Annotated in this window: 18 protein-coding genes and 1 tRNA gene; 13 read left to right on the forward strand and 6 right to left on the reverse strand. The window is 65.1% G+C overall.

Translation table 11 applies throughout. The annotated features are described in order from the left end of the window. Window positions 1-53: 53 nt before the first annotated feature. A complete protein-coding gene (locus tag DKM43_RS02520; protein ID WP_109796874.1) occupies window positions 54-575 on the reverse strand; it encodes a DUF192 domain-containing protein in 522 nt (173 codons plus the stop codon). Further along, window positions 559-1,155 (reverse strand): regulatory protein RecX, encoded by a 597-nt coding sequence (locus tag DKM43_RS02525; RefSeq protein ID WP_109796875.1) that lies wholly within the window; start codon window positions 1,153-1,155, stop codon window positions 559-561. Before DKM43_RS02525 ends, DKM43_RS02520 begins: the two co-directional genes overlap by 17 nt. A 148-nt stretch (window positions 1,156-1,303) precedes the next feature. Between DKM43_RS02525 and DKM43_RS02530 the strand changes: the two genes are divergently transcribed. Beyond that, window positions 1,304-3,061 carry a fatty acyl-AMP ligase gene (locus tag DKM43_RS02530; protein WP_109796876.1) on the forward strand — a complete coding sequence of 586 codons (1,758 nt, stop codon included), beginning with the start codon at window positions 1,304-1,306 and terminating at the stop codon, window positions 3,059-3,061. Window positions 3,062-3,215: 154 nt separating this feature from the next. Next, window positions 3,216-5,105, forward strand: a complete 1,890-nt coding sequence (locus DKM43_RS02535; protein WP_236632339.1) for an alkyl/aryl-sulfatase — start codon at window positions 3,216-3,218, stop codon at window positions 5,103-5,105. On the opposite strand, the gene DKM43_RS02540 is transcribed toward DKM43_RS02535, so the two are convergent. Further along, window positions 5,102-5,482 (reverse strand): c-type cytochrome, encoded by a 381-nt coding sequence (locus DKM43_RS02540; RefSeq protein ID WP_407938477.1) that lies wholly within the window; start codon window positions 5,480-5,482, stop codon window positions 5,102-5,104. The two genes, DKM43_RS02535 and DKM43_RS02540, sit on opposite strands and share 4 nt — an antisense overlap. A 163-nt stretch (window positions 5,483-5,645) precedes the next feature. Here DKM43_RS02540 and DKM43_RS02545 point away from each other — a divergent pair, with 163 nt between their 5' ends. Next, entirely contained in the window at window positions 5,646-7,043 is a 1,398-nt protein-coding gene (locus tag DKM43_RS02545) for an FAD-binding oxidoreductase (protein WP_109796879.1), read from the forward strand. Window positions 7,044-7,095: 52 nt separating this feature from the next. Here the strand turns inward: DKM43_RS02545 and DKM43_RS02550 are convergent. Then, a tRNA-Gly gene (locus DKM43_RS02550) sits at window positions 7,096-7,169 on the reverse strand. 290 nt (window positions 7,170-7,459) lie between these two features. Here DKM43_RS02550 and DKM43_RS02555 point away from each other — a divergent pair. Further along, window positions 7,460-9,295, forward strand: a complete 1,836-nt coding sequence (locus DKM43_RS02555; RefSeq protein WP_109796880.1) for a DUF885 domain-containing protein — start codon at window positions 7,460-7,462, stop codon at window positions 9,293-9,295. Window positions 9,296-9,352: 57 nt separating this feature from the next. Here DKM43_RS02555 and DKM43_RS02560 read toward each other — a convergent pair whose 3' ends face one another. Beyond that, window positions 9,353-10,711 (reverse strand): MgtC/SapB family protein, encoded by a 1,359-nt coding sequence (locus DKM43_RS02560; protein ID WP_236632340.1) that lies wholly within the window; start codon window positions 10,709-10,711, stop codon window positions 9,353-9,355. Window positions 10,712-10,791: 80 nt separating this feature from the next. On the opposite strand from DKM43_RS02560, the gene DKM43_RS16435 reads away from it, so the two are divergent. The 9 genes from DKM43_RS16435 (at window position 10,792) to DKM43_RS02600 (ending at window position 21,290) form a co-directional block, all read left to right on the forward strand. Next, window positions 10,792-10,932, forward strand: a complete 141-nt coding sequence (locus tag DKM43_RS16435) for a hypothetical protein (RefSeq protein ID WP_161554019.1) — start codon at window positions 10,792-10,794, stop codon at window positions 10,930-10,932. Window positions 10,933-11,008: 76 nt separating this feature from the next. Beyond that, on the forward strand, window positions 11,009-12,817 hold the full coding sequence (peaA, locus tag DKM43_RS02565; RefSeq protein WP_109796881.1) for a quinohemoprotein amine dehydrogenase subunit alpha: 1,809 nt from the start codon (window positions 11,009-11,011) through the stop codon (window positions 12,815-12,817). Next, window positions 12,814-14,268: a quinohemoprotein amine dehydrogenase maturation protein gene (gene peaB, locus DKM43_RS02570; protein WP_109796882.1), complete on the forward strand. Its 1,455-nt coding sequence runs from the start codon at window positions 12,814-12,816 to the stop codon at window positions 14,266-14,268. The genes peaA and peaB overlap by 4 nt, the downstream gene beginning before the upstream one ends. Next, window positions 14,265-14,591, forward strand: coding sequence for a quinohemoprotein amine dehydrogenase subunit gamma (qhpC, locus tag DKM43_RS02575; protein WP_109796883.1), 327 nt, complete (start codon window positions 14,265-14,267; stop codon window positions 14,589-14,591). The genes peaB and qhpC overlap by 4 nt, the downstream gene beginning before the upstream one ends. Before the next feature lie 68 nt (window positions 14,592-14,659). Next, window positions 14,660-15,760: a YncE family protein gene (locus DKM43_RS02580; protein WP_109797064.1), complete on the forward strand. Its 1,101-nt coding sequence runs from the start codon at window positions 14,660-14,662 to the stop codon at window positions 15,758-15,760. Further along, window positions 15,757-16,809 carry a hypothetical protein gene (locus DKM43_RS02585; RefSeq protein WP_109796884.1) on the forward strand — a complete coding sequence of 351 codons (1,053 nt, stop codon included), beginning with the start codon at window positions 15,757-15,759 and terminating at the stop codon, window positions 16,807-16,809. Before DKM43_RS02580 ends, DKM43_RS02585 begins: the two co-directional genes overlap by 4 nt. After that, window positions 16,806-18,503 carry an ABC transporter ATP-binding protein gene (locus DKM43_RS02590; RefSeq protein WP_109796885.1) on the forward strand — a complete coding sequence of 566 codons (1,698 nt, stop codon included), beginning with the start codon at window positions 16,806-16,808 and terminating at the stop codon, window positions 18,501-18,503. The genes DKM43_RS02585 and DKM43_RS02590 overlap by 4 nt, the downstream gene beginning before the upstream one ends. Next, complete coding sequence (gene qhpE / locus DKM43_RS02595; protein ID WP_109796886.1) at window positions 18,496-19,170, forward strand: subtilisin-like serine protease QhpE; 675 nt, start codon at window positions 18,496-18,498, stop codon at window positions 19,168-19,170. Before DKM43_RS02590 ends, qhpE begins: the two co-directional genes overlap by 8 nt. 77 nt (window positions 19,171-19,247) lie before the next feature. Next, window positions 19,248-21,290: a tetratricopeptide repeat-containing sulfotransferase family protein gene (locus DKM43_RS02600; protein WP_109796887.1), complete on the forward strand. Its 2,043-nt coding sequence runs from the start codon at window positions 19,248-19,250 to the stop codon at window positions 21,288-21,290. A 106-nt stretch (window positions 21,291-21,396) separates the two neighbouring features. On the opposite strand, the gene DKM43_RS02605 is transcribed toward DKM43_RS02600, so the two are convergent. Beyond that, the gene (locus DKM43_RS02605) at window positions 21,397-24,663 is read right to left on the reverse strand and encodes a TonB-dependent receptor (protein ID WP_109796888.1); all 3,267 of its coding nucleotides are present in this window, start codon (window positions 24,661-24,663) and stop codon (window positions 21,397-21,399) included. Window positions 24,664-24,934 lie beyond the last annotated feature (271 nt).

A 24,934-nucleotide genomic window follows, 5' to 3' on the forward strand; every position in this document is an offset into this window, starting at 1 on the left:
GAGGGGGGGAGTCGGCAAGCGGGTAGATGCCATGCCGCCGCGCTTTGGGCTCATCACCATTCAACCTTGTCGCCGGGCTTGATGCCAAGCCTTGCGGCAAGACCGCCGTTGATCTCGAATACGGCCAGCGTCGGCCCCGCCGCAGGCAGCGGCGTCTCGTCATAAGGCACGGCGTTGGCGGCAATGTTCATGATCCGCCCGTCCAGCCCGATGAAGATGATATCCAGCGGGATCACCGTGTTGCGCATCCAGAAGGCGGCCCGGTCGGGCGGATTGCGCGGGAAGATCATCCCCTCGTCGTCACCCATCTGCGTGCGGAACATCAACCCGCGCGCCTGCGCCTGCGGGCTGCGCGCCACTTCGGCCCTGAAGGCGTGGCGGATCTTTCCGGAAAGAACCGTGACCGGCACGATCTCAAGCCCTGAGACCGGATGGACAGCTGCGGATCTTGCCGCATCCGCAGCCTTGGTCCCCGCTCCTGCCGCACCCGGCGAGCATCCCGTCACCAGCACCAGTGCAGCCAGAGCGGTGTTGAGGGCGAGTCTTCGGGCGGGAGTTCTAGTCACCGGCTTCATCGATCCATTCTTCCAGCATTTGCGCGTTCACGGCATTCACCACCGCGCGCGCATGTGCAAGGGGGTGCCCGGCCCGCAACAGCGCGGCAAGCTGTTTTTCCCGAACCGCCGGGTCAGGCCGCACATCAGGACTTGCCAGACCGAACGGTCCGAAGCGCCGCTTGCGCGCCATGACCACCGCCGCGCGCCTGCGCTCGGCCTCGCTGCCGCGCGCATCCTCGCGAAGGGATTCGGCAATGCCCGCCGCGCTCAACGCCTGATCGATCCGGCGCGCGCCGAACCCGCGCCGCATCAGCCCTTGCGCCTTGCCCAGGGCAAAACTGGCATCGTCGACATAGCCGAGCGCCACGAAGCGCGCGACGAGCGCCGTCACATCGGGCGGCCCATCGCCTTCCCATCCCCGTTCGCGCAGCTTGCGCCTCAGATAGGCGCCCAGCTTGCCCGCACTGGTGGCAAAGCGCGCCACATAGGCAAGCGCCATCTGCTCAAGCCCCGGCGCATCCAGAGGCCGCGGCGCGCGCGCCTGCCGCCTTGCACCTGCTGCGCGCCGAGACCGGTCATGCTGCGAATTGTGATCCATTCGCCACATTCGTGCCACAGTCGCGGCTAAATGAGAACGGCCATGCCGCGACGCATATTGTCCTGGCGCCGCGGAGCAGTCATGGGCCGTTCATCCCGCGTCCCCGATCGGACGGCGGGACGACAGAAGAGAATAATCGGGGTATCGCATGACCGTTTCGGACGCCATCGCTGACAAGGCGGTTCTCGTTCCCACACCGAACATCGACGTCCAGCCGCGTCGCTATGCCGATTTCGAGACATTCTGCGACGCACTGGACTATGCCGCCAAGGGTGTGCTGGGCTTCAACTTCCACGATCCGCGCGGCACGCTGATCCGTCCCTACCCTTATTCCGAGCTGCGCGCCGATGCGCTGGTCGCGGCGCGCAGGCTTATGGCCATGGGCGTTGCGCCGGGTGATCGGGTGGCGCTCGTGGCGGAAACAGGGCCGGATTTCGCCGCCATCTTCTGCGGGGCGATGTATGCCGGGGCATGGCCCGTGCCGCTGCCCCTGCCCACCAGCTTCGGCGGCAAGGAAAGCTACATCGACCAGCTTGCCGTGCAGCTTTCCAGCTCTGACCCGAAAATGCTCGTCTATCCCGGCGAGATCGCCGAAATGGCGGGCGCCGCCGCCGCCCGGCAGGGCTGCGCCGGTCTTTCATGGGACGAGTTTCATGCCGGCGATACTTCCGAAGCGCCCCTGCCCAAGCCCGATCCCGATGCGATCAGCTATCTCCAGTATTCCAGCGGCTCCACCCGCTTCCCGCATGGCGTGGCCGTAACCCACCGGGCGCTGCTGGCCAATCTGGCCGGTCATTCGCACGGCATGAAGATCGACAATCCCGACCGCTGCGTTTCGTGGCTGCCGTGGTATCACGACATGGGCCTGGTCGGCTGCTTCCTTTCGCCCATTGCCAACGGGGTTTCGGTCGATTTCCTCAAGACCGAGGATTTTGCCCGGCGTCCGCTGGCATGGCTCGATCTCATCAGCCGCAACACCGGCACCACGCTCTCCTATTCGCCCACTTTCGGCTATGACATCTGCGCGCGCCGCATTTCCAGCCAGACCCATGTGGCCGACCGGTTCGACCTTTCGCGCTGGCGCGTGGCGGGCAACGGCGCGGACATGATCCGGCCCGACGTGATGCAGGGCTTCGTCAATGCCTTTGCCGATGCCGGGTTCAAGGCCGAAGCCTTCCTGCCCAGCTATGGCCTTGCCGAGGCCACGCTTGCCGTCACCATCATGCCGCCGGGCGAGGGCATCCGCGTCGAACTGGTCGAGGAAGAGCGTCTTTCCGGCACCCCGCGCGATCTTTCGCGCCCCGCCCGCTATCGCGCCATGGTCAACTGCGGCGTGCCCGTGCGCGGCATGGAAGTGGCCATCCGCGGCGAAAACGGCCAGCAGCTTGCCCACCATCACATCGGCAAGGTCTGGTGCCGCGGCTCTTCGGTCATGCACTCCTATTTCCGCGATCCCGAAGCAACCGATGCCTGCATGGTCGATGGCTGGCTCGATACCGGCGACATGGGCTATGTCGACGAGAACGGCTATCTGTTCATCGTCGGCCGCGCCAAGGACATGATCATCATCAACGGCAAGAACCACTGGCCGCAGGATATCGAATGGGCGGTGGAACAGCTTCCCGGCTTCCATCAGGGCGATATCGCGGCCTTCTCGGTCGAAACCGAAAATGGCGAGGAAGCGCCCGCCGTGCTGGTGCATTGCCGCGTCTCCGATCCCGCGGAACGGGTGAAGCTGCGCGACCAGATCCGCGACAAGGTGCGCTCGATCACCGGCATGAACTGCGTGGTCGAACTCGTTCCCCCGCGCACACTGCCGCGCACCAGTTCCGGCAAGCTGAGCCGCGCCAAGGCCAAGAAGCTCTATCTGGCCGGACAGATCACGCCCTATCCGCTCGCGGCGTGAAGGCAAAAACGCCGCCGGGGTAGAGGCGTTTTGCCCCTTCCCCAAGCGGCCGATTAAGGTCATGCTCTGTTCCGGAAAGCTCCACGTCCGATTGGAGCCGGGAGAGAGAATGCCTTCATCCGGATTGCGGCGCGCACTTGTGTGCAGCGCACTCATGATGTTTGCACGTCCTGCGGTGGCAGACGAGCCGACCGAAGCAACGCGCAAGGCGCAGGCCGCCGCGCTGGCACAACTGCCCATGGCCGACCGCCGCGATTTCGATTTCGCCGCGCGCGGCTTCATTGCCACGCGCAAGGATCCGGTGATCCGCGATGCCGCAGGCAAGCCGGTCTGGAACACCGCCGCCTTCGCCTTTGCCAAGGGCGATGCTCCGCCCAGCGTGAACCCCAGCCTGTGGCGCCATGCCCGGCTCATGGGCCAGGCCGGACTGTTCAAGGTCACGGACCGCATATGGCAGGTGCGCGGGTTCGATGTGGCCAACATCACCTTCGTGCGCGGTGACAGGGGCTGGATCGTGATCGATCCCCTCACCGCCACCGAAACGGCGGCCGCCGCCTATGATCTCGTGGCGGAAAAGGTCGCAAGGCTGCCTGTGACCGCCATGATCTACACCCACAGCCACGTCGATCATTTCGGCGGCGCTGCGGGTCTGGCAGCGGTGATGGACAAGGACGCCCCGATCCTTGCCCCGCAAGGATTCCTGCGCGCTGCCGTCAGCGAGAATGTCATTGCCGGGCCTGCCATGGGCCGCCGTGCGGGCTATCAGTTCGGCCTTGGCCTGCCCAAGGGGCCGGAAGGATCGATGGGTTCGGGCATCGGCATGGGGGTGGCGGGCGGCACGCGCAGTCTGGTGCCGCCAACCCGCGAGATTGCCGATACGGGGACCGAACTGGTCCTCGATGGCGTGCGAATTCGCTTTCAGCTGACCCCCGGCACCGAAGCACCAGCGGAAATGAACCTCGGCTTTCCTGACTGGAAAGTGGCCGATCTGGCCGAGAACGCCAACGCCACCCAGCACAACATCCTGACACCGCGCGGCGCGGTGATCCGCGATGCCAAGGCATGGGCGCAGGGACTGACCGAGGCGATGGACTTCTTTGCGGGCGCCGAAGTGCTCATCACCAGCCATGGCTGGCCGCGCTTCGGCGCAGACGCGATCACCGATTATCTGGGCAAGCACCGCGATGCCTACGCCTATCTTCACGATCAGACGGTGCGGCTCATCAACAAGGGCATGACCGGGCCGGAGATCGCCGCAACCCTTACCCTCCCGCCCGCTCTGGCGCAGGAATGGTATGACCGGCCCTATTACGGTTCATACAGCTTCAATGCGCGCGCGGTCTATCAGTTCTACATGGGCTGGTATGATGGCAATCCGGTGCATCTTGCCCCTCTGCCGCCCGAAACCGGTGCAAAGCGCTATGTCGAGGCCATGGGCGGGGCGCAGCGGGTCATGGCGCTGGCGCAGGATGCGTTCACGAAGGGAGATTACGCCTGGGCCGCCGAACTGCTCGACAAGGTGATCTTTGCCGATGCCACCAATGCACCGGCCAAGGCACAGCTTGCCCGCACCTACCGCCAGCTTGGCTACCAGAGCGAGAACGCGCTGTGGCGCAACATCTATCTGACAGGCGCAGACGAACTTGAGCGCGGCGTAACCATGCAGGACCCGACCGGCGGATCGGACATGGCAAAGCTGCTTCCCCCATCCGATCTTTTCGATGTCATGGCCGTTCGTCTCGATCCGGCCAAAGCCGGAACGCAAGCGCTGTCGCTGGGGTTTGTCTTTGCCGATCGCAAGGCGGAATATACCATCACGGTCGCCAAGGGCGTCCTGATCCACCGCCCCGGTCTGCGCGCAGGGCGCAATGCCACCCTGACGGTGAATTACCCCGATCTGCTCGATGCGCTTTTCGCAGGAACGCCGCTTGCCGCAAAGATTCAGTCCGGTGCGGCCAAGATCGAAGGGGATCCGGCTGTCTTTGCCCGCCTTGCAAGCTGGCTCGACAAGCCGGACCCCGCCTTCGCTATCGTGACGCCTTAATCGACCGGCTTCTTGAGATAGGCAATCACATTGGCACGGTCAGCCGCATTGGGAAGACCGGCAAAAGCCATCGAAGTGCCGGGAACGACGGCCGCGGGCTTGGTCAGCCACTTGTCGAGCGTGGCTTCATCCCACTTCAGGTTGGCCTTCTGCATGGCGGCCGAATACTTGAAACCTGCTGCCGAACCGGACTTGCGGCCAACTACACCGGCAAGGTTCGGGCCCATCTTGGCGGGAGCGCCAGCCTTCACCGCATGGCATGCCACGCAGCGCATGAACACCTTCTTGCCTGCGGCTGCGTCCTGCGCAAAGGCGTTGCCTCCCGCCAGCATCGAGGCGGCCACCGCGAAAACTGCAAACCCCTTGAACTTGTTCATCATCGAATCCCTGCCCTGTTCAAACTCTCGCCAACAGCGCCATGCCAACGCGCTGACATGTCCCTGATCGGATCGTCGCGCTTTATCGCGGCTGAACGGATTTGCACCATAGCCAAAAGGGAGCAGACCCGTAAAAAGGTGCCAAACCCCGCCAGGTGAACAGATGCAGACTGCCGCCACGCCCCGTCCCGTGCCTCAGGGCTTCATGCAGGCGCTCGAAGCCCGCTTCGGCCCGGCGTGCGAGACGGGCCTTGCCGCCCGCGCGCACCACGGCGCCAGCGAATCGCAATACCAGACCCTGCTGCCCGATGCCGTCGTGTTTGCACAAAACACGCAGGACGTGGTCGATTGCGTAAACCTTTGCCGCGCTGCGGGCGTGGCCATCGTGCCCTATGGCGCGGGCACCTCGCTTGAAGGACACACGCTGCCGGTCGAGGGCGGCGTCAGCCTCGATCTGTCGCGCATGGACCGGGTGCTCGCGGTCAGCCACGCTGATTTCGACTGCATCGTGCAGCCCGGTATCCGGCGCGAGGCGCTGAACACGCACTTGCGCGATACCGGTCTGTTCTTCCCGATCGATCCGGGCGCCAACGCCACCATCGGTGGCATGGCATCCACCCGCGCATCGGGCACCAATGCCGTTCGCTATGGCACCATGCGCGAAGCCGTGCTGGGCCTCGAAGTCGTCACGCCGCAGGGCAAGATCATCCGCACCGGGCGGCGGGCCAAGAAATCGGCGGCGGGGTATGATCTGACGCGGCTTTACATCGGCGCGGAAGGCACGCTGGGAATCATCACCGCCATCACGCTGCGGCTCCACCCCGTGCCTGAGGCAATCCTTTCCGCCACCTGCACGTTCGAAAGCCTTGCCGGCGCGGTGGAAACCGTGGTGCAGGCGTTCCATTGCGGCGTGCCGATGGCGCGCATTGAACTGCTCGATGCCATGCAGGTGCGCGCTGTAAACCTGCGCTCGAAACTGGGCCTGCCCGAAGCGCCCACCCTCTTTTTCGAGTTTCACGGCAGCGAAGCGGGCGTTGCCGAACAGGTGGAAACCGTCCGCGCGCTCGCCACTGCCAATGGCGGCGGGGCATTTGCGTGGGCCACCCTTGCCGAAGAGCGCAACCGCCTGTGGCGGGCACGGCACGAGGCCTATTATGCTGCCGTGAACCTGCGTCCCGGCGCCATCGGCCTCACCACCGATGTCTGCGTGCCCATGAGCCGCCTTGCCGAATGCATTCTGGCCACCCGCGCCGAGCTTGACCAGTGCCCGGTGCCTGCCACCATCGTCGGCCATGTCGGAGACGGCAACTTCCACCTCATCTTCTCGATCGACCCCGAAGCGCCCGAAGAAATGGCTGCGGTCGAAGCGCTCAACCAGCGCATGGTGAAGCGAGCGCTGGCCATGGACGGCACCTGCACCGGAGAGCACGGCGTGGGGCTGGGCAAGCAGCACTGCCTTGTCGATGAACTGGGCGAAGACGCGGTGGACCTGATGCGCACCCTGAAGCGCGCGCTCGATCCCGATAACCTGCTCAATCCGGGCAAGATATTCCGAAGCTGAACGCACTGGCACCGGCGCACCCAGACGCATCTGGCGCCTGCGAAGGGAGCGCTGGAGCGGGTGAAGGGAATCGAACCCTCGTCGTAAGCTTGGGAAGCTTCTGCTCTACCATTGAGCTACACCCGCGGCGGGCCGGTCTGGCACGTGCCGGATGGTGGCGGAGCAACGCCCGCCAATGTGTCGCGCCCTGCCACGATCAGGGGGCGCTCGTCAACAGGATCGATGGCCGTCCATCGCTGCCGACAAGGCCGGTTTTCAACAAGGTCGGTTTCATTTGCGACGATCTGGCATGACAGGCAGGTTGCCATGATGGGCCTCAGTGCGCCACAAGCCTGCCGTTTCCGGCAAGGCGCATCTCGCCGTGCCGGGCAAGGCCGCCAAGCTATCAATCCACCAATGTTGCCAGAGGATCCTGCATGAAACCTGTCATCGCCGCCAGTCTTGCGGCGCTTGCCTGCGCGCTGGCCGCGCCCCTTGCCGCATCTGCGCAGACTGCGCCCATGGCCGCACCGGCCAGTGCCGCAATCACCGAAGACGCGCGCCTTACCGCCTTCCTCGATGCCGAGTTTGCCGCTTGGGTCAGGCTTCAGCCCCAGCTTGCAACGCGCCTTGGCATGAAGGAGGGCGGCGACAAGTGGAACGACATCAGTGACGCCGCTGCCGATGCCGAGGTGGCATGGCGGCAGGACAGCGTGGCACGGATGCGCGCGCAGTTCGACCGGGCGAGACTTTCTCCCGAAGCGCAGGTGAACTTCGATATATGGGCGCTTGAGGCAGATCGTGCCGCCCTTGCCAACAAGGACCGCATGTTCCGCCCGCCGCTCTACTCGCGGCTCTATTCAGTGCACAGCCAGTTGCCCGATTTCCTCGTCAACACGCACACCGTGGCCGACGTGACGGACCTGAAGAACTACATCGCCCGCCTGCGCGGCATTCCCGCCGTGCTTGATGTGGCGATCGCGCGCACCGTGGCGAGCGAGGCCGCCGGGATCCGCGCGCCCCGTTTCCAGGTGGAGACGGTGATTTCGGGGAGCGAAAAGCTTGTCAGCGGCGCTCCCTTCGACAAGGGCCCCGATGCCGCGCTGTGGGCAGACGTCAAGGCCAAGACTGCCGCACTCGTCAAGAACGGCAAGCTGGAGCAGGCCGAGGCGGACAAGCTTCTGGCGCAGGCACGGCAGGCGATCCTTGCGCTGAAGCCTGCCTATGGCCGCGTGATCGCGTGGGGCAAGGCCAGCCTGCCCAAGGCCCCCGGCGGCCGGGTTGGCGCGGTTTCGCTGCCCGGCGGCGCGGCGTTCTATGCCAATGCGCTGAAACTCAACACCACGACCGATCTTTCCGCCGAGGAGATCCACCGCATCGGCCGCGCCGAAGTCGCCCGGATCGAGGCCGAGCAGGATGCCCTTGCGCGGCAGGCGGGCCTTGCCGACCGAAATGCCTTCTATGCCGAACGGGCAAGGCTCTATCCTCCCAAGCCCTATGACGATGCCGCCCGCGCGGCCTATCTTGCCGAAGCCAACGCCTTCGTCGCCAAGACCCGCTCGATGCTGGCACCCTATTTTGGCACGCTGCCCGCCTATGGCATCGAAGTGGTGCGCGAACCCGCCTTTTCCGAAGTGCCGGGCGGCGCCGCCCATGCCTCTGCGCCCAGCCCCGACGGTTCGCGGCCTGCGCGCACTTTTGTCCACCTCGTCGGTGATACCGAGGACCCGGCGGCACTCTATACGCTGATGTGCCACGAAGCCGTTCCCGGCCACAACATGCAGGGCGATATCCAGGTGCGCCAGAAGGGCGGGCCGAAGTTCCGCGCCGTCACCGGCTATGTCGCCTTCAGCGAGGGCTGGGCGCTCTATGCCGAGGCGCTGTGCAAGGAAATGGGTGCGTTTCCCGATATTGCCGCCGATTTCATGCGGCTTGATGCCGAACTGTTCCGGGCCGCACGTCTGGTTGTCGATACCGGCATTCATGCCATGGGCTGGACCGAGGACGAGGCCGTGGCCTACATGAACCAGACCGGCCGCCAGCCGATGGAAACCGCGCGTTCCGAAGTGCGCCGCTACATCACGCTGCCGGGACAGGCCACCGGCTACAAGATCGGGATGCTCAAGATCATGGAACTGCGCCGCAAGGCCGAATCCGCGCTGGGTGACAGGTTCGATATCAGGGCGTTCCACGATCTGCTGATCGCATCGGGATCGCAGCCGCTGTCGATTCTCGAACGCCGGGTCGACGACTGGATCGCAAGCAAGACCTGATCCGCTTCGCCATCGGGGAGCCGCGCAGCCCATGGCCCGTCGCGGCTCCCTCGACCTTCAGGTCCACCATTCAAGGCTGATGGCGATGGCCGATGCAGCAGCGGCCACCAGCAGCGGCGCGGCGGCGCGCATGCCATGTCTGCCGCCGCCAAGCGCAAGGGCCATGAAGCCCTTGAGCACCGTGTTGGCAATGACCGGCCCGGCCAGCACGATCCCAGCCAGTTCATCGCCAAGGGCGGCACGCGGCAGACCCGAAAGGGTGAGCACGGCGGCATCGACATCCATCATCCCCGTCAGCGCCAGCAGCAAGGCCATGCCCTGCCCGCCGAACTGCGCCAGCGCCCAGCGCGCCACCAGCGAAAGCACCGCCACGAACCCTGCAAGGATAAGCGCGGGGCGGAAGTCGAACGGGTTGCCAAGGTTCAGACAGCCCCGCGCGGGCGCTGCCTGCCGCCGCCAGGCAAGCGCGGCCATGCCGACCGCGGCGATCACCGCGGGGGCCAGCGCCAGCGCCAGACTGGGCCATGCACGCGGGACCAGCACGAGGGTGAGCACCTGCACGCGGATGAACATGACCACCGACGCCAGGGCAATTCCGGCAATGAGAGCCCCCCGCGCCTCCGGTTCGGTCTGAAGCCGCCGTGCATAGGCGGCCGTCACCGCAGTCGATGAAACCAGCGCCCCGGTAAGCGCGACGATCATGATGCCGCGCCCCTGACCCCGCCCCTGCCCCCGCCCCTCACCCTGCTCTTCACCTTGGCCCATCCTGCGCGCCAGCACATAGCCCACGAAGGAGAGGCCCGTGACCATAACCACCACCATCCAGATCTTGCGGGGATTCCACGCCCCGTAAGGTCCGAACTCGGCATCGGGCAGAAGCGGCAGAACCACCAGCGCCACCAGCAGGAAGCGGGCAACGGCCTCGATCTCGCGTTCATCAAGGCCGCGCAGCAAGGCGTGCAGGGTATGGCGCGCGCGCAGCAGCGCAAAGCTGGCTGCCGCCGTGCCAAGGCCAAGCATGGGGGACAGGCGCGTGGCCACGCAGCCGATCGCCAGCGTCAGCACGGCGGCAAGCGCGCTGGTGGCCGAAAGCTGATCCCCGCGCACCGCGCTTCGATAGCCGCTGGCGATGACAAGCGCTGCCCCACCCAGCAGGACCGCCATAGCCGCATCCGGGAGAAGGCCGGAAAGACCGCCGATCAGGCCAAGAATGCCGAAGGTGCGGATACCTGCCACCCGCCCGCCTGCGGGCTTCTCGCGCTGGGTCCAGCCACGTTCGACACCCACGATCAGCCCGGCCAGCACCGCAGCCGCAAGACCGGCAAGCGGCTGGCCAGAATGCATCTGGTCCGAGAGGATCTGGCCCGAAAGCAGCTCGGTCGGCGCGGCTGTGACTGGCTGGACGAAATCGGGCAAGCAGGCACTCCCTCCGCCCGGCGAAAGCGGGCCGGGCCTGTGCGCCCTGCCCTGCGCGATCCGCCCTGCGCGATCCGCGTATGGCCGGGACTCTGCAACTGGTGGATCATCCGGGGATCAAGGGCAAGCCCGCCGCCACCGGGATCAGCGCCATGCGGATGGCCGAACCCTTCCCCGCGCTGTTTCGCACTTGCACAAGAAAGGCGTTGACGAACTTTTGACACCTGTCCAGTCTTTGCCTGTCGCCGCACTCGACTCGTTCCGGTCCCGGCGCGGCATCTGGGGGAAAATGCGAAGATGAGCGTGGCCCGAACAGTTACCCGTCAACCCGTCGCCGATCAGGACCATCCTGTGCCCCAAGGCGCGCGCCGCGCCCATTTGTGGCGGTTTCTTGCGATCACGGCGCTGCCGGCCTCGATCGTGGCGGCGCAGGCCGCCAAGGAGCCGCCGCGCGATCCTTCGAACCCGGTCGAGAGTGAAACCGGCATTCCTGTGAAGGATGCACTGGTCGTCGAAAAGTGCGGCACATGCCATACCGCAGATGCGAAGGGGAACCTTTCCCGCATATCGTGGGTGCGCACCACGCCGGAAGGCTGGGCGCAGGTCATCCGGCGCATGTCGGCGCTCAACGGGCTTTCCCTCACCCCCACCGAGGCGCGCGGCGTGATCCGCTCGCTCTCGGCCACGCATGGCCTTGCCCCGGAAGAGGCCAAGCCGGTCGCCTATCTGCCCGAACACCGCAACATCAACGAAACCAACATTCCCAACGAAACGATCCGCCAGTCGTGTGCGGCCTGTCATGCCTTTGCCCAGCCGCTGTCGTGGCGGCGGTCCAAGGCGGAATGGAGCCTGCTGCGCAACCTGCACGTGGCCATGTATTCGCAGGCCGACGCGCAGTTCAGAAAGCCGGTGGAAGACCCGACGCAGCCTGTCCCCGCCAATGGCGCGCCCAAGCCGCTGCCAGTCGAGGTCGCGCTTGAATACATGAACAGGCACGCTCCGCTCGTCACGCCCGAATGGACGAAATGGCAGGCCCGCCAGCAGTCGGCGAAGCTGGGCGGCAAGTGGCTGGTCAATGCCTTCCTGCCCGGCAAGGGGCTTTACGCGGGCGAGATGATCGTCACCCCGGCCAGTGACGAGGATGATTACGCCACCACCATCACGCTACGGTCGCTGGCGGATGGGTCCACCCTCACGCGCCGGGGCAAGGGGCTGGTCTATACCGGATATTCGTGGCGCGGCACCTCGTCGAGCGGGCCTGAAGGCGCGCGGCCCGATGCCCCCGAAGACCACGAAACGCGCGAGACCATGCTGTTCTCGTCCGATCGAAAGTCGGCCGAAGGCCGCTGGTTCTGGGGCGATTACAAGGAGTTCGGCTTCAACGTGAAGCTGACCCGCGCAAGCGCGGAGCCCACCGTTTCAGCCGTCTGGCCCTATGCCCTGAAGGCCGGTGCCAAGGGCGCAACACTGACCCTGATCGGCGATGCCTTCCCCGCTGGCCTGAAACCCGCCGACATCGATCTGGGCAAGGGCGTGACGGTTACGAAGATCGTTTCCGCCAGCCCGACGCAGGCGGTGCTCAGCGTCGATGTGGCGGCCGATGCCCCGGTCGGTGCGCACGATGTCGGCCTTGGCGGATCGGTGCTGGCGGCCGGGCTGCCGATCTACAGGAAGGTCGATTACATCAAGGTCACGCCGGAAACCGCGATTGCCCGGCTTGGCGGGAGCGAAAAGCACACGCCCGGCCATGCCCAGTTCGATGCCATCGGCTTTGACGCCGGTCTCGACGGCAAGCCCTACACACCCGACGATGTTGCGCTTGGCCCCATCGACGTGACCTGGACGATGGAGGAAATGCAGACCGTCTATTACGACGACGACGTGAACTATGTCGGCAAACTGAGCCAGACCGCGCTGTTCACGCCCGCAATCGACGGCCCCAATCCCGAACGCAAGTGGGGGCGCAACAATTACGGCGAAGTCTGGGTCGTCGCTACTGCCAAGAACGAGTTCGATGCGCTGGGCAAGCCGCTCAAGGGCCGCTCGTTCATGGTCGTGACGGTGCCCGCCTACAAGCGCTGGGATCAGCCGGAGGTGGCCAAGTGACGACGACCCTTGCCCCGAAATATCGGCGCGGCGACATTCACCTGTTCGAAGCGGAAGGCGCGGGCTTCGTCTATCTGGCTTCGGCGGGCGCCATTTTCGCGCTGGATGAAGGCGCGGCCAGCGTCATGGCGCTACTGGGCGAAAGGCAGCTGGCCTATGGCGAAATGGTGGGCGCGCTGGTCGAAAAGGGCTATTCGCGCGCCGATGCCGAAGATCTGATCCGCGAACTGCGCGCCGTGCGCGGCATCGTCTCGGACGAGATCCGCGAAGCGCCGCTGGCCCCTGCGGCCCCGCCTGAGGACTATCCGTTGCAGGCGCTGGTGCTGAACGTGACGAACCAGTGCAACCTTGCCTGCACCTATTGCTACGAGTTCGGCGCAGACAAGATCGCCACCCCTGCGGGCAAGCCCAAATACATGTCGCTGGAAACGGCGAAGACCTCGGTCGATTTCCTGCTCAAGAGTTCGGGCGAGCGCGAGGTGCCGCACATCACCTTCTTCGGCGGCGAAACCCTGATGAACTTCAAGCTGCTGCGCGACGTGGTGCTCTATGCCAACGAGGCAGCGGCCGCAGTCGGCAAACGCATGACCTACAGCCTGACGACCAATGCCACGCTGCTGACCGACGAAATCATCCAGTTCCTGTCCGATCAGGCCATCGGCGTGACGGTTTCGATGGATGGCCCGCCCGATCTTCAGGACCGGCATCGCATCTACAAGAACGGCAAGGGTTCCTATGCGGTGATGGAGCCGCGGCTCAGAAAGCTTATTGCAGGGCACAAGACCCGCGCGATCACCGCCCGCGTCACCCTTACCGAAGGCGTGACCGACGTGATCCGCATCTACCGCCATCTGAAGGACGATCTCGGCTTTCACGAAGTGGGCTTTGCGCCGGTAACGGATTCCGGCGCGCAGGCCTACACGCTCGATGCCGATGGCATGGACACGGTGGTTGCCGCCTTCCACGAACTCGCGGCGGAATGGCTCAGCTTCGCCTTGCGCGGCGAGATGCACGGGTTTTCCAACGTATCGGAAACGATCAGCGAACTGATACAGGGCACCAACAAGTCGCACCCTTGCGGCGCGGGACTGGGACTGGTCGGCGTCAGCCCGTCGGGCGATCTTTCGCCCTGCCACCGCTTCACCGATGCCGATACCCACGTGCTGGGCCATGTGACGACCGGCCTCGACAAGGAAAAGCGCACCGATTTCCTGACGCGCGGCCACGTGGGCGCGAAATACGAATGCTCCACCTGCTGGGCGCGGCCGCTCTGTGCGGGCGGCTGCCATCACGAAGCCTTCGTCCGCTATGGCGATACGGGCCACGCCAATCTGCATTACTGCGACTGGATCCGCGAATGGACCGAAACCTGCCTCAAGATCTACGGCACGGTCGCCCGGCGCAATCCTGAGTTTCTTGAACGCTTTGCTGCACGAAAGGGCTTGTCATGAAGCACCTGAAACCCCTCAACAAGAAGGCACTGCGGATCGAGGAAACGATCTCCTCCACCGAGGAGGACGTGATCGCGCTCCAGCAGAAGCCGATGCACACGCCGATGGGCTGCTCGATCTCGTTCTCGCCCGGATGGGAAGTCGATGCGGGCGGCGGCACCGCGGGTCTGTGCCAGCCGGCAGAGCGCGACATCTACGATTGCTATGTCACCTGCTTCTGGCCGGTGCAGGTGCCCGATCACGTCAACTATTCGCCCGACTGGGCCAGCAATTGCGCGACCGCGGCCAAGGACTGGCGCAGCCTCGACATCATCTTCCCGTAAAGCTCGCGCATCGCCCGCGCCTTTCGATGCCCGCGCCTTTCGATCATCTCCCTGCGGAAGAACACGCCATGAAGAAACTCGGTCTTGCGATTGCTGCTCTCACCACCGGAATCGCTGCGGGCGCCGTGCCGGCCATTGCGTCAACCGTGTTCATGGGTTCCTACCCGGACAAGATGCTGATCGTCGACGAGGCGACCGGCGAGGTGAAGGACCGCCTGACGCTGGCATCGGGCCTGCCCACTTCGATGCGCCTGTCGAACGACAGCAAGAAGATCTACGTCACCACGATCACGACCAGCGGGATCGAGGTGATCGACACGGCCACCAGAAAGGTGGTCAATTCCTTCAGCCTCAACACCCCGACCACGCGCTACCGCTTCAACGGCGGGGTGCCCGATCCTTCGGGCCGATTCTTCTACACCATGCTGCAAAGGTTCGAGAAGCTTCAGGACCGCTGGACCATCAGCCCACAGATGTTTGGCGTGATCGACCTGACGAAGAAGGCCGTGGTCCGCACCGCCGATGTGCCCGAAGAAGACGTGCGCACGGGCGCAGGGCGCGGCAACTACATGATGTCGCCCGACGGCAAGACCATGTTCCTGATCCGCGACAAGGTGATGATCGTGGATACGGCCACCCTGAAGGTCACGGACCGGCTGGAGTTTTCGAAGCCGGAAGCGACCGGCATCGAAGGTGTGAGCTTTGGCGGGGGCGTGGAAACCCTGCGCAACCCGGCCGAGTATGTCTCGATGTTCACGGCGCAAGACCCCTACATCCGCAACAAGGTCTATGGCGTCGGCCGCTTCAATCTGGCGACGAAGTCCTTCGATTTCCGCCCCATCGGCCCCGCGCCGGTCGGCGGGGGCATGGCTGGCCTGCAAGTGTCAAAGGACATGAAGGAAGGCTGGACCGTGGTGACGCAGGAGAAGGTCGGCAACAAGCGCTGCGAGTTCTGGCACCTCGACCTGACGACCAACCTGGTGAAGAACAAGGCCGAGTTCCCCTGCCGCACGCGCTTCCAGTTCGGCATGTCGGGCGATGGCAAGATGCTCTACATCTATGGCGCGAGCTACGACATCGAGATGTACGATGCGCAGACGCTGCAACACATCAAGACCATCGATCTTGGAAACGATACCACGGGCGCGGGGATGATCATCACGCAGTGACCGCGCCGTCGATCCTTCTGAGGGGGCAAGGTGTCGCGATTGCCACGTCCGCGCACCTTCTGGACCGGGCCGGGTTCGCGTTCCTGCGCGAGCCCGGCCTTCGCCGTCCGGTCCCGGTCATCATGCTCAGCGATGCGGCGCTGAGCCTGCTGCGCGATGTCTTCGGCCAGCCCGCCCTGTTTGCGGACAGGCCCCGGATCGCGCGGCGCGTGGTGAAGTGGGGCAGCGCCGAGGCCAGCGCAATGCCCCACGGCGCGGTGGTTGTCTCGGAAGACGACCTTGCAGATGTTCTTGATTTGCTTCCCCACGGAAACGGCACTGGACAAGGGGCAGCGACCAGACAAGCCGAGGCCGTTCAAAAGAGCTTCGCCATCCATGCCATGCCGCCCTTTCCTGCCGCAGAAGTGCTGCGGTTTGGAGAGCGTCTTTCCTCAACCGCACGAGTAAGGCTGAGGGTGGATGCGCCTGCGCAGACCTGCTGGATCGAGGCGGTGGATGCGGGCTGGCTGTTTCTCATCCCCGATGGGCACGGCGATGCATGGCTGCTGGCGGTGGGCGGCGCGCCGGAAGTTCTGGCGGCCAGCGCGCCGATGATCGCCCCCCTGATCGAAAGCATGGCCCCCTCTGGCGGGCAGTTCGATACCAGCCCCCGGATGCTGGCCGGGCTGGCGGGCGATGGCTGGCTGGCGTGCGGCACCGCGGCCATTGCCTTTGATCCGATCTGCGGCGATGGCACCGCCCAGGCCGCGCGCGAGGGCATTCTTGCCGCCGCGCTGATCGGCGCGCTGGCGCGGGGCGAAGACCCTGCGCTGCTGGCCGAACACTATCATTCGCTCCTGCTGGCGGCGCTGCGCCGCCATCTTCAGCTTTCGCTGCCGTTCTACGCCAATGGCGGCACGGGCCGCTGGTGGCACGAACACTATGCCAGCACGAGGGCCGGCTACGACCAGACCACCGCGCTGCTGGCAAGGCGATCCGAACCGCGCTTTGCCCTGCACGGCTTCGACCTGGTCCGCCGCCCCGCCTTCGGCTGCGAAAGGGCGGCATGAACGAGGCGCCGAAAATCGCGCCGTGGAGCACCTACCGGCGGCTCTGGCCGTGGCTCAGCCCCTATGCCGCGCGGCTGGTGCTGGTCCTTTGCGGCAGTCTTCTTGCCACGGGCCTGACGCTTGCGCAGCCTTGGATTTCCAAGTTGATGATCGATGAAGCGCTGATGAAGCGCGACTGGGACATGCTGCTGCGCGTGGCGGGACTTATGGTCGGCGCAACGCTGGGAGGCTTTGCGGTCAATGCGCTGGTCTCCTATCGCTATGTCGCGCTGTCCGCGCAGATGCTGTTCGACATGCGTGTCGCGCTGCTGCGCCACCTGCAACGCCTTTCCCCGCGCTTCTATGGCAGTTTCCGGCTGGGCGATCTCATGTCGCGCCTCAACAGCGATGTCTCGGACGTGCAGCGCGTGGCAGGCGATACGCTGCTTTCGGTGCTGAGCAACGTGCTGTTCCTTGCCGGTTCGGTGGGCATGATGCTGTGGCTTGACTGGAAGCTGTTCCTTGTCGGCACGGTGCTGGTGCCGCTGGCGGTGGGCGCATTCCTGCACTTCCAGCGCAGGATGACGCAGCTCACCCGCCAGATGCGCGAACGCGGCGCCGATATCGGCAGCCTGCTGGCAGATACGATCCTGGGAATGCGCACGGTGAATGCGCTGGGTGCCGAAAACCACGAGGCAGAGCGGTTCGCCACGGCCAACGGCGGTTTCGTGGCCACGATGCTGCGGATGCAGACCACTTCGTTCCTTGCAGGCGCGCTGCCCGGCACGATCGTGACCGCCTCCAGCGCCGCTGTCATCCTCTATGGCGGAAAGCAGATCATTGATGGCACCCTGACCATCGGCGCGCTCGTGGCGTTCATCACCTATCACGGGCGTCTGCTGGCCCCGGTGCAGGCGCTGATGGGCCTGACCGCCAGCCTTGCCACCGCGCGCGTGGCGCTGGCGCGCATCTTCGAGCTGTTCGATACCGCGCCCGAAGTGACAGAGGCCCCCGCGCCCTGCCCGCTGCCCGCCGTCCGCCGCGAAATCCGGCTTGAGGGCGTGACCATGCACCACGGGCGCGAGCCGGTGCTCGACAAGGCAAGCCTTGCCATCCCGGCAGGATCGTTCACCGCCATCATCGGGCCATCAGGCGCGGGCAAGTCGACGCTGGCGGACCTGCTGGTGCGTCTGCTGGATCCGGTGGCCGGGCGCGTGACCGTCGACGGGATGGACCTGCGCGATCTGGCGCTGGCCGATCTGCGCGCACGGGTGCTGCTGGTGGATCAGGCACCCTTCCTGTTCAATGCCTCGATCGCGGACAACATCGCCTTTGCGCGGCCCGGAGCCAGTGATGCCGCCATTGCCGGGGCCGCCAGCGCCGCCGGACTGGACGGGCTGATCGCGCGCCTGCCAGATGGGCTTGCCACCCGCACCGGAGAGCGCGGCCTTGCGCTTTCGGCGGGCGAGCGGCACCGCATCGCCATTGCCCGCGCACTGCTGCGCCAGCCCGATGTCCTGATCCTTGATGAACCCACCGCCGCGCTTGACGAGGCGACCGAGCAGCTTGTCGCCAAGGGCCTGCGCAAGGCCCTGCCCGATGCCACACTGATCGTCATTACCCACAAGCCCGCGCTTGCTGACCTTGCCGATCACGTCATCCGCCTTGAACGGGCCACGGCGATGATCGAACCGCAGATCATCGCCCATGGCTAGGCGGATTGCCGTGATCGACAGCGGCGTGCATCCCGCGCACCCGCATATCGACGCGGCGCGGCTGCTGCCGGGCCTGTGCGTTCTGGCCGACGGCACGGTGCTGCAAGGCGAAGCGGACATGCTTGACCGGCTGGGCCACGGCACCGCCGTGACTGCCGCGATTCAGGAACTGGCACGCGATGCGCAGGTGCTGCCGATCCGCGTGTTCCGCGATGGTCTGCGCGCTTCGGCGCGCGCGCTCGCCACCGCCATCAGGCTGGCGCTTGAGGAAGATTGCGATCTGGTCAACCTCAGCCTTGGCACGGCCAACCCTGTCCATGCCGATGCTTTCGCAGCACTTGCCGCCGAAGCTGCCGCGCAGGGCGCGCTGATCGTGGCCGCGTTCGAGGCGGAAGGGCAGCCGTGCTGGCCCGGATGCCTGCCCGATGTGCTGGGCGTGGCGCTGGACTGGGACCAGCCGTGCGGGACGCTGCGCCTTGGCGATGATGGCACGAAGGTCATGGCATCGGGCTTTCCGCGCCCGATCCCCGGCGTGGAGCAGCGCCGCAACCTTCATGGCGTGAGCTTTGCCGTGGCGCAGGCAACGGGCTGGATTGCTGCGCGCGGACTTGCCAGCCGTGATGCCGTTCTGGCAGCGCTTGCGGATTGTCCCGCTTGCGCCAGTTGATGCCGCGCCCGAATTGCGCCAGCCCTTGCGCTGAATCGCGTACACCCAATGCGCGGCCTGCGGCCTAGGCTGGCGGAATGATCCAGCAATTCCGCCCGCCGCCCTCGCCCGCCAGCACTTTGGCCGAGGCGGAAGGCTTGCTGGAAAAACAGCCCCATGTGGCGCTCGGCAAGGCCGAGGGGGTGCTGCGGCAGGCACCGGGCTTTCCTCCGGCAGAGTTCCTTGCCGCACGCGCGCTGCGCCGCATGGGCAAGGGCAGACAGGCGCTCGCGCGGCTCGATGCGCTGGCGTGCGGCCAGTCGCGCGTCCCGGCGGTGTTCTGGGAACTGGGGCAGGTGGCGGCCGATCTGGGCGACAGCCGCCGCGCCATCGCCGCGCTTGAGGCTTTGACCGGATTGCAGCCCAATGTGGCGGCGGGCTGGTTCCTGCTGGCGCGGCAATTGCGCAAGGCCGGACGCGACGAGGATGCGTGGCGCGCCGATCTTTCGGGCATCCACGCATCATCGCGCGATCCCGAACTGCTGAAGGCCGCACATGCGGTGAACGAAGGCGATCTCGACACGGCCGATGCCCTGCTGACGGCGCGGCTGGCGCGCGCGGCTGATGATCCGGCAGCCTTGCGCCTGCATGGCGAAGTCGCATGGCGGCGGGGCGACATGACTCCGGCCCTGCAACGGGTGGAGCGCGCGGTCGCGCTGGCCCCCGGCTTTGATCTGGCGCGCGATTTCCTGATCCGCCTGCTGCTCCAGACCAACCGCCTGCCCGAAGCGCTGGAACAGGCCGAAGTGCTGGCCCGTTCACCGGTGCCCGCGCCCGGCAACCGCCTCTTGCTGGCATCGGTGCTGGTGCGGCTGGGCAAGCAGGAACGGGCAGCGCAGATCTACCGCGCGCTTCTGGCCGAGCAGCCCGATCAGCCGCAGGTCTGGCAGAACCTTGGCCATGTGCTGAAAACGCTGGGCGATCAGGCAGGCGCGGTCGATGCCTACCGCGCCGCCGTTTCGCGCCAGCCCACGATGGGCGAAGCATGGTGGAGCCTTGCCAACCTGAAGACGGTGAAGCTTGGCCCCTACGACATTGCGGCCATGGAAGCCGCGCTGGCATCGCTGGCAGGCGCCGGAGACGACCGCCGCGAGGACGTGTTCCACCTGCACTTCTCGCTGGGCAAGGCCTTCGAGGACGCGCGCGATCATGCCGCCTCGTTCGCGCATTATGCCAAGGGCAATGCGCTGCGCCGCACGATGATCCGCCACGATGCCGATGCCTTTTCGGCCGAAGTGCGCGCGGCGGCCCTGACCTTCACCGCACCTTTCATCGCCCGCATGGGCATTGATGGATCAGGGGGCGGCTGCCCTGCCCCGGATCCGATCTTCGTGGTGGGCCTGCCGCGTTCCGGCTCCACGCTGGTTGAACAGATCATGGCCAGCCATTCGCAGATCGAAGGCACGATGGAACTGCCTGAGATGATGATGATTGCCGGGCGCCTGCAATCGCGGGTGGACGAGGGCGAGTTTGCCGATTTCGGCGCGATGATCGCCGCGCTTTCTCCGGCCGATCGCACGCGGCTGGGCGAGGAATACATCGAGCGCACGCGCATCCACCGCCAGACCAGCCGCCCCCGCTTCATCGACAAGATGCCCAACAACTGGCAGCACGTGGGCCTCATCCGCCTGATCCTGCCCAATGCGAAGATCGTGGATGCCAGGCGGCACCCGATGTCGTGCTGCTTTTCGGGATGGAAGCAGCACTTCGCACGCGGGCAGACCTTCACCTATGATCTGGCGGATATCGGCCGCTATTACCGCGATTACGTGATGATGATGGCCGCATGGGACAAGGCCGCGCCGGGCACGGTGCACCGCGTTTTCTATGAAAGCATGGTGGCCGATACCGAAGCCGAGGTGCGCCGCCTGCTGGATCATATCGGCGTTTCGTTCGAGCCGGCGTGCCTTGAGTTCTACCGCACCGAACGCGCGGTGCGCACCGCCAGTTCGGAACAGGTGCGCAAGCCCATCTACAAGGATGGGCTGGAAGCGTGGAAACCCTATGAGCCCTGGCTTGAGCCGCTGAAGGCAGCGCTGGGACCGGTGCTGGAAAGCTATCCGGCAGTGCCCGACGCCTGAACCCGCAACCCCCCGCCACACAACCCCCGCGAACAGCCCGGACACAAGAAAGCGCGGGAGAGCTGCCTCTCCCGCGCTTGCCTGTTTCAGACGCTGGCGTTCGCGATCAGAACTTCACGCGTGCGCCGATCCGCAGACCCCAGAACGAACCGTTGATCTGCACGGCCTCGTTGGGAGCAACGAAGCTGGTGCCGGAGCGGTTCGAATAGACATACTGGGTGCAGTTCGTGTTGTTGTTGCAAGTCACGTTGACCAGTGTTCCGTAATACGGGAACCCAACCTGCTTGATGGCGCCCCAATCGGAATCGATCAGGTTCAGGACGTTTTCGACGTCGAGCAGCAGTTCCATCTTGCCGCCAAACACGAAGGGCACTTCCTGACGCACCGACAGGTCAAGCTTGTTCCAGCGCGGCGACTTGCCGATGTTCTTCGGAGCGATCTGGCCCTGATAGTCCTTCAGTTCCGAGTTCAGGATGAACTGCTGGAAGCCGGCAAAATCGAAGCCCGAAGCATAAGTCACGCGCGGGTCGGCAGTGGGCGACGACACATTCGGGACGTACATCAGGTACCGGTTGTTCGTTCCGGTAACACCGAAGACAGCCGAACGGTTGTTGCCGGAGGCCTGATCGGCGAAGGTATAGCTGTAGCGCTGGCCCGACTGCGAGTTGAAGAACAGCTCGAAACGAGTGACGTTGTCGCCGAACAGTTCGGCATCATAGCCGGCAACGATGCGGAAGGCATTGTCGCGCTGGTAGTTCGAGATGCCATAGGCCGCATTGTTGGGATCAATCCCCGCAGTGGCGTTGGTGTAGTTCGAGAAGGCAACCGAGGACGTGCCGGGGTTGAGATCCTTCGCTCGCTGGAAGGTGTAGGAACCACCCAGACGGAAGCCGCTGTCCCAGCGCTTGTCGAAGCGGGCCACCACGTTCCAGCTGTAGCCCTTCGTGGTGTTGGTAAGCAGCATGTCGGTGTTGGTGGTCGTTCCCTGACCAGGCAGCACGCCGTAACGGATGCGGCCATCAGGCAGGGTGCCCACCGGCACCGAGCGCAGATCGACCCAGGTCAGCGCATTGCGGACCTTCGACCAGATCACGTCGACACCGAACTTCCAGTCGTCGCCCAGACCGCCCAGATCGGCCTCGTAATCGACCGAGCCGGAAACGCGCCACTGCGAAGGCACCTTGAAGTTCGGATCAAGTGCGTTCGTGGGCGAACCGGCGGTGCCGGTCGTGCGGATAGCATCGATAAGCGACTGCGGAATGCCCGTGCCGCCCGAAACATTGTTCAGCGTTGCAGCACCAATCGCCTGAATCTGGGCGTTGGTCAGACCCGAAATGCCGGAGATGGTGAAGGTGCCATCGGCAGCACGACGCACCTGAGCGCGGCCCAGCGTCGGTCCGGGATTGGAATAGTTGTTGGAAATCCAAACGTTGGGATTGCCGCCACCGAACAGACCGGCCGAGCCGCGCACCTTCAGACGATCTGACGCCTTCCAGTTGAAGCCGAAGCGCGGCTGAAACAGCTCACGCCCGTTGAGCGTCGCGGTGTTTGTGAAGCCGAAACGGTCAAAAAAGGCAGTGTTGTTGAACGGGCGATCCGGCGAATCGAACAGATCCCAGCGGAACCCGGCCGTAACAGTCAGACGATCGGTAACGTCGATCGTATCCTGCATGCCGAAGGTCCAGCTGTTGTTCTCGAACAGCGCGGTGACGGTGTCGATGCCACCGCGCAGCGGCACGGCAAAGTCGACTTCGTTGGCGCGGCGGGCCTGAAGATCGGCCACCGAGTCAAAATACCATGCACCCGAAACGCGCTGTGCGAAGAGATTGCGGATGTCCTGACGGCGGCGCTCGGCGATCCACTTGAGCGTATGGGCGCCCAGTTCGAGCTTGGCCTGGAACTCGACCGCAAGCGACTGCGAATCCAGTTCGTTGGCCTGGCGGCTGATGTCCGGACCGAAGGTGAGACGGCGAATACCGGCCGGGCAGGTCAGCGGCGGTGCGCTCGACGTGCCGTCAAGGCAGACCTGGAACTGGCCGAACGTGGTGGCGCCGAAGGGCTGCTGGAGGCGCTTGTAATCGGCATAGGACACGCGGACCTGGGTCGAGAAGCTGTCGCTCCACTGGTCGTTCAGCTGGAACACGCCGAAGTGGTTGATCGCGCCCTGATTGTAGTTGTTCGACTGGAGCGCGAAAGTGGGGTTCGTGGCGGTGAGTTCACCGATGCCGGTGGTTCCGGCGAGGACGTTGCCCTTGTTGTAAATGTAGGTTGCGGTTGCACGGTGGCCGTCCGCAATGTTCCAGTCGATCTTGGCAACCACCTTGTCGTCACGTTCCGGCACCGAGCTGGCAACGCCAAGCGGATCGAAGCTGTAAACGCTGTTGCCGATGTTCTGGATTTGCTGAATCTGGGCATCGGTGATGCCAAGCTGGCCGGGAGTCACGCCTGCCGGCACGGAATCGCGCAGTCGTTCGTAGGTGACCGCGAAGAACAGCTTGTCCTTGATGATGGGCCCAGTGATCTGTGCGGTGTAGATCTGCGACTTGAACTGACCCGTACGCGTCAGCCCGGCAGCGGTTTTACCGCGCATGCTGTCGTTCTGGTAGAATGCCGCAGCCAGCGCGGTAAAATCGTTTCCGCCCGAACGGAGCTGGGTGTTGATCGCGCCGCCCTGGAAGAAACCCTGCTGGATGTCGACCGGGGCGACTTCGACCGAAAACTCGCCGATGGCATCAAGCGGGACCGGGCCGCGCGTGGAAACGAGGCCACCCGCTTCCAGACCGAACGGGTCGCCGAAGGCAATGCCGTCAACAGTGAAGCGGTTGAAGCGGTTGTTCTGCCCGGCAATCGAGATGGCACCGCCGTTGGTGGGGTCGATGTTCACCATCGGGTCGCGCGCGGCAAGGTTGCGGATGTCACGGTTAACGTTGGCGACGCCTGCGATGTCGCGCACGGACAGCACGGTGGCTGCGCCCGAATCGAGGCGGGCAGTGCTGCGGATCGCGTTGGCGCTCACGACGATCACGTCATCGCCCTTGAGATCGATCGGCAGACGGAAGGGCTGGCCGGCGGCGAGGTAGATGTCCGTTACGGAAGCCTGCGGCAGGCCCTCGGCGGTCACTTCGACGGTGAACGGACCGCCCAGACGCAGGCCACTGACGCTGAAGTTGCCGCTGGCGTCCGAAGTGGTGGTGCTGACCGTGCCCGACGGGGTGTGCGTAATCGTGACCTGCGCGTTCGGGATCGCGGTGCCGTTGTTCGTCACCGTGCCACGGATCGAGGAAGTGGTTTCCTGGGCAAAGGCCGGCGTTGCGATTGCGGTAGCAAGCGTCAGGCTGGCCGCGCTGGCCGCCAGAAGAAATCTCAGGTGCATGTTCGAACCCCGTTGTTGCGCCGCGATGGCGCGGTTGTGGCGCGGGCGTGCTTCCGCGCGGTTGACCCCGGCCGGTGGAGGCTGTGACTGCAAGAATCAGCCATGCCCGTCCCGACGGAACCGCCTTTAGACGCCCATCTGCGCCCTCAAAACCGGTCTCAAATGACACCAGAATGACGATATTGCGACGGGGTGACACCATGGCCGGGGCGGCGGAAAGCTCATTGCCCGAACAGCCCGGCCAATTGTTCGTTTATTGCCGAAGCAGCGG

The organism is Novosphingobium meiothermophilum, assembly GCF_003171715.1.
GTDB lineage: Bacteria > Pseudomonadota > Alphaproteobacteria > Sphingomonadales > Sphingomonadaceae > Novosphingobium > Novosphingobium meiothermophilum.

Excerpts from the sequence above, each read along its gene's own strand:
- DKM43_RS02520 (WP_109796874.1), bottom strand. The coding sequence starts at position 575 with ATGAAGCCGGTGACTAGAACTCCCGCCCGAAGACTCGCCCTCAACACC.
- DKM43_RS02525 (WP_109796875.1), bottom strand. The coding sequence starts at position 1,155 with ATGGATCACAATTCGCAGCATGACCGGTCTCGGCGCGCAGCAGGTGCA.
- DKM43_RS02530 (WP_109796876.1), top strand. The coding sequence starts at position 1,304 with ATGACCGTTTCGGACGCCATCGCTGACAAGGCGGTTCTCGTTCCCACA.
- DKM43_RS02535 (WP_236632339.1), top strand. The coding sequence starts at position 3,216 with ATGATGTTTGCACGTCCTGCGGTGGCAGACGAGCCGACCGAAGCAACG.
- DKM43_RS02540 (WP_407938477.1), bottom strand. The coding sequence starts at position 5,482 with ATGAACAAGTTCAAGGGGTTTGCAGTTTTCGCGGTGGCCGCCTCGATG.
- DKM43_RS02545 (WP_109796879.1), top strand. The coding sequence starts at position 5,646 with ATGCAGACTGCCGCCACGCCCCGTCCCGTGCCTCAGGGCTTCATGCAG.
- DKM43_RS02555 (WP_109796880.1), top strand. The coding sequence starts at position 7,460 with ATGAAACCTGTCATCGCCGCCAGTCTTGCGGCGCTTGCCTGCGCGCTG.
- DKM43_RS16435 (WP_161554019.1), top strand. The coding sequence starts at position 10,792 with ATGGCCGGGACTCTGCAACTGGTGGATCATCCGGGGATCAAGGGCAAG.
- peaA (WP_109796881.1), top strand. The coding sequence starts at position 11,009 with ATGAGCGTGGCCCGAACAGTTACCCGTCAACCCGTCGCCGATCAGGAC.
- qhpC (WP_109796883.1), top strand. The coding sequence starts at position 14,265 with ATGAAGCACCTGAAACCCCTCAACAAGAAGGCACTGCGGATCGAGGAA.
- DKM43_RS02580 (WP_109797064.1), top strand. The coding sequence starts at position 14,660 with ATGAAGAAACTCGGTCTTGCGATTGCTGCTCTCACCACCGGAATCGCT.
- DKM43_RS02590 (WP_109796885.1), top strand. The coding sequence starts at position 16,806 with ATGAACGAGGCGCCGAAAATCGCGCCGTGGAGCACCTACCGGCGGCTC.
- qhpE (WP_109796886.1), top strand. The coding sequence starts at position 18,496 with ATGGCTAGGCGGATTGCCGTGATCGACAGCGGCGTGCATCCCGCGCAC.
- DKM43_RS02600 (WP_109796887.1), top strand. The coding sequence starts at position 19,248 with ATGATCCAGCAATTCCGCCCGCCGCCCTCGCCCGCCAGCACTTTGGCC.
- DKM43_RS02605 (WP_109796888.1), bottom strand. The coding sequence starts at position 24,663 with ATGCACCTGAGATTTCTTCTGGCGGCCAGCGCGGCCAGCCTGACGCTT.